The organism is Corallococcus sp. NCSPR001, assembly GCF_017309135.1.
Classification (GTDB): Bacteria; Myxococcota; Myxococcia; order Myxococcales; family Myxococcaceae; genus Corallococcus.
This window is the reverse complement of sequence record NZ_JAFIMS010000002.1, coordinates 4,834,245-4,837,832: the sequence shown is the minus strand read 5'-3', so window position 1 is coordinate 4,837,832 and position 3,588 is coordinate 4,834,245. Positions and strand designations below refer to the sequence as shown.

The window sequence follows — 3,588 nt, the reverse complement described above, 5'->3', positions numbered from 1 at the left end:
GGAAGAACCCATGTGGAAGGCCGGAGAACACCGCAAGAGCTTCAGTGGGCCGACTGCCCGTGCGACACACACCCACATGGTGCGTGGCGCGGGCGCCCTTGCAATGAGTCCGGGGGAGCAGAACTGGATACGAGAATACCACTAGGACTGGGTTCTACTGAACTTGAACAATTTGCTCGAATCGCTCACATTCGCTTGTCAGCCCTGCTTCCTGGTCTTCAGCTCTCACCCCGCCCTCTCTTGACTCCGCGAGTTCCCCTATCGGAACCGCCGTGAATCGAGTCCGGGCGCGGGGGTCTTCTCGATCGCCCACCATGACTGCTCCTCTGTATCGCCTCGCGGACGCCACCCTCGTTGAACCGCTCGTCCAGGACTTCCAGGCCTGGTGGATGACAGTGGCGCCCATGCCCGCGAGCCTGCATCTGCAGGCCTACCTGCTGCCGCTGCTGAAGGCCTACCTGCAGACGCCGGACTTCCACGCGAAGGCGGCGAAGGATCCGGAGCTGAGCGGCAGCTCGTTCGTGGGCATCGCGCCGGAGCGCGCGGAAGAGGTGCGGGCGCTCATGCAGCGGATCACCACCGCGCAGGAGGACAACATCCAGCTGGCGGAGGCGTTCGACGAGTTCCAGACGCAGCTCCTGGCGGAGGCCAAGGGCCAGTCCCTGGAGCCGCTGTACGCGCGGCTGCCGGAGCCGCTCAAGGGCGTGGTGGAGCTGGTGTACGACTACGTGAACCGCCCGTCGATGCGCGTGCACGAAGGCCTGCTGTACCGCGGCCGTCACTACAAGGCGGACCTCCAGTCGATGCGGCTGCGCCGGCTGAAGGCGGACGCGGAGCGCGACTCGCTGCTCACCACGCCGCGCCTGATGGAGGCGGGGCAGCTGGACTGGAAGGTGCCGTTCCACGACGAGCGCCTGGACAAGCTGTTCAGCCTGGACCTGGAGCCCAAGCCGCTGGAGTGGATCCGCGACGTGCTGGGAGACGCGGTGAAGTCCGACGCGGACCTGATGCCCCTGCTCACGGAGGCGCCTCAGACGCTTCCCGAGACGTGGAGCGGGCCGGGGGTGCGCATCCGCTACGTGGGCCACGCGTGCGTGCTGGTGGAGTGGAAGGGCACGTCCATCCTCATCGACGCGGTGGTGCCGGTGCGGCCGGAGAAGATGGGCCCGCTGGCGCGCATGTCCTTCGCGGACCTGCCCCGCCGCATCGACTACGTGGTCATCACCCACAGCCACCCGGATCACCTGGACATCGAGACGCTGCTGCGCCTGCGCCACCGCGTCGGCACGCTGATGGTCCCGCGCGCCAGCGGCGCCCTGGCGGGTGACTACTCGCCCCGGCTGTTGGGCAAGGCGCTCGGCTTCAAGAACGTGCTGGAGCCCTACTTCTACGAGTCCCTGCCCATCCCGGACGGAGAGATCATCGCCGCGCCGTTCATGGGCGAGCACGGCGACGTGGCCCACGCCAAGACGGCGTGGATCATCCGCACGGGCGAGGAGCGGCTCTTCTTCGCCGCCGACTCCATGTGCGTGGACGAGACGACGTACCGCGACCTGCGCGCCACCGTGGGCGACCTGCACACGGTCTTCATGAACACGGAGATCGTCGGCGCGCCGCACACGTGGATGCTGGAGGGCTTCTTCCCCAAGAAGCGCGACCGCAAGCTGGAGAAGAACCGCCGCTGCCGCGGCAGCAACTCCACCGAAGGCCTGCGCCTGCTGGAGCTGGTGGGCGCGAAGCGGCTCTTCAACTACGCCATGGGCCTGGAGCCCTGGATGGAGCACATCATCGGGCCCGCCGCCACGCCGGAGACGCCCCGCATGAAGGAGTCGGATCTGCTGCTCACCACCGCTCGCGAGCGCGGCATGCAGGCCGAACGGCTCGAGGGCGCGCGCGAGGTCCAGCTCAAGAGCTGAAGCGGGCGCGGGGCGGCCTGGCCGCCCTCCCCTCGTCGGTTGGGCTCGACGGGACGGGCTCAACCGGTATGCTCCGGAACATGAGGAATCCCCGGAAAGAAACCCTCACGTTCATCGCGGTGACGCTCGCCGTGAGCTGGACGATGGCCATCGCGTTCATCGCGGGCGGTGAGACGCGCGAGTCCGTGTGGCTGATGCGCTGGATGATGTGCGTGCCCGGCATCGTGGGCCTGGCGTGCTCGTGGTTCTTCCGTCGCGAGGCCCCGTCCGCGGTGGGCTTCTCCTTCCCTGGCTGGAAGTGGTGGTTCCTGGGGCTGGCGCTGCCCCTGGCGTACGCCGCCGTCATCACGCCGCTGGCCTACGCGATCCGGCTCGTCACCGGGGACGCGTCCTTCATCACGTACCAGCCGGAGCTGCTCAAGGGCCCGTTCGGGCTCACGGGCGTGGCGGTGGTGCCGGTGATGATTCTCATGTTCTGGGCGATGACGGTGACGTGGTGGCTGGCCGCCGCGGCCGTGCGCTGGCGCTGGGTGGAGAAGCTGGGCGCGAAGCTGCCCGAGCGATGGCGCTGGCTGCGCCACGGCGTGTTCGCGCTGGTGTGGGCGCCCGTCGTGGGCTTCGGCGTCCCCAGCGAGCTGGGTGAGGAGGTGGGCTGGCGCGGGACGCTGACGCGCTGGTGGATGCACCGGCCTGCGCTGGCCGCGGCCATCACCATGCCGGTGTGGGCCGCGTTCCACCTGCCCCTCATCTTCTCCAAGGCGCAGCGCGGGCACGTAGGGCAGAACGTGACGTTCCTGCTGTCCATCGCCGTGGCCGCGGTGGTGTTCGCGCAGCTCTACATGGCGTCGCGCTCCATCTGGCCGCCCGCCCTCTTCCACATCAGCTGGAACCTCATCAACCCGCAGCTCTTCGGCAGCGTCTACAACGGCCGGCCGGGGCTCTTCGGCGGCCAGGTCTGGGTCTTCAACGGCGAGGGCGTCTTCGGCGTGCTGCTCCACGGGCTGGTGGCCGTGTGGCTCTTCCGCCATTGGAGGCGCAGCGCCCGGGCCGAGGAAAGCGCGGTATTGCCGGAGTCGTCCGCCACGCCCGCCTGAAGAGGCCTTGCGGCCCGCCGAGCGCAGGCTTTTCCGCATGTGACATCCTGGGTGGGCAACAGTTACTCTGCCGCGCGAGATGACCCCTGCCGTCCGGGCCGACATGGAAGCACGTGCCGACCGCGCCCTACGCCGGGGTGAGCTGGCGGAGGCGTTCGAGCTCTTCGAGCACCTCCTCGCCGCCTTTCCGCGCGAGGAGGCCCTGGCCGCGAAGCTGGCCCACCTGCGCGACAGCCTCCAGCCGGAGGAGCTTCAGCTCCTGAAGAACCGCGTTCGCGAGCCCCAGCGCCTCCCGCTGGGCCCGCCCTCGTCCATGCAGGAGGGCGAGCGGCTCTTCACGTTGGGTGACTACGTGGGCGCCGCCGCCGCGTACCGCCGGGCCCTCCAGGAGCGCCCCGGCAACGAGCTGGTGCAGGAGCGGCTCGAGGAGCTGTACCGGATGGCCCGCGAGATGCCCGTGCAGTCCCCCACGGACCGGGCGCTTCCCGCGCAGAAGGAGGATCGCCTCCAGGCCCTCCTGGACCGGCTGGCCTCCCGGCGTCGCCTCAAGCGCGACTGAGGGGGCCGCCCCCGCGTCC

3 protein-coding genes are annotated in these 3,588 nt (G+C 69.4%); all 3 read left to right on the top strand.

Translation table 11 applies throughout. The annotated features are described in order from the left end of the window. The first annotated feature begins 314 nt into the window (after positions 1–314). The 3 genes from JYJ93_RS21800 to JYJ93_RS21790 all read left to right on the top strand — a co-directional run bounded on the left by JYJ93_RS21800 (position 315) and on the right by JYJ93_RS21790 (position 3,569). On the top strand, positions 315–1,916 hold the full coding sequence (locus JYJ93_RS21800) for an MBL fold metallo-hydrolase (protein ID WP_206794235.1): 1,602 nt from the start codon (positions 315–317) through the stop codon (positions 1,914–1,916). Positions 1,917–1,996: 80 nt separating this feature from the next. Continuing rightward, a complete protein-coding gene (locus JYJ93_RS21795; RefSeq protein ID WP_206794233.1) occupies positions 1,997–3,010 on the top strand; it encodes a CPBP family intramembrane glutamic endopeptidase in 1,014 nt (337 codons plus the stop codon). Positions 3,011–3,089: 79 nt separating this feature from the next. Continuing rightward, positions 3,090–3,569, top strand: coding sequence for a hypothetical protein (locus JYJ93_RS21790; RefSeq protein WP_206794231.1), 480 nt, complete (start codon positions 3,090–3,092; stop codon positions 3,567–3,569). Positions 3,570–3,588: the final 19 nt, after the last annotated feature.

Coding starts and splice junctions, on each gene's coding strand:
- JYJ93_RS21800 (WP_206794235.1), top strand. CDS start 315: ATGACTGCTCCTCTGTATCGCCTCGCGGACGCCACCCTCGTTGAACCG.
- JYJ93_RS21795 (WP_206794233.1), top strand. CDS start 1,997: ATGAGGAATCCCCGGAAAGAAACCCTCACGTTCATCGCGGTGACGCTC.
- JYJ93_RS21790 (WP_206794231.1), top strand. CDS start 3,090: ATGACCCCTGCCGTCCGGGCCGACATGGAAGCACGTGCCGACCGCGCC.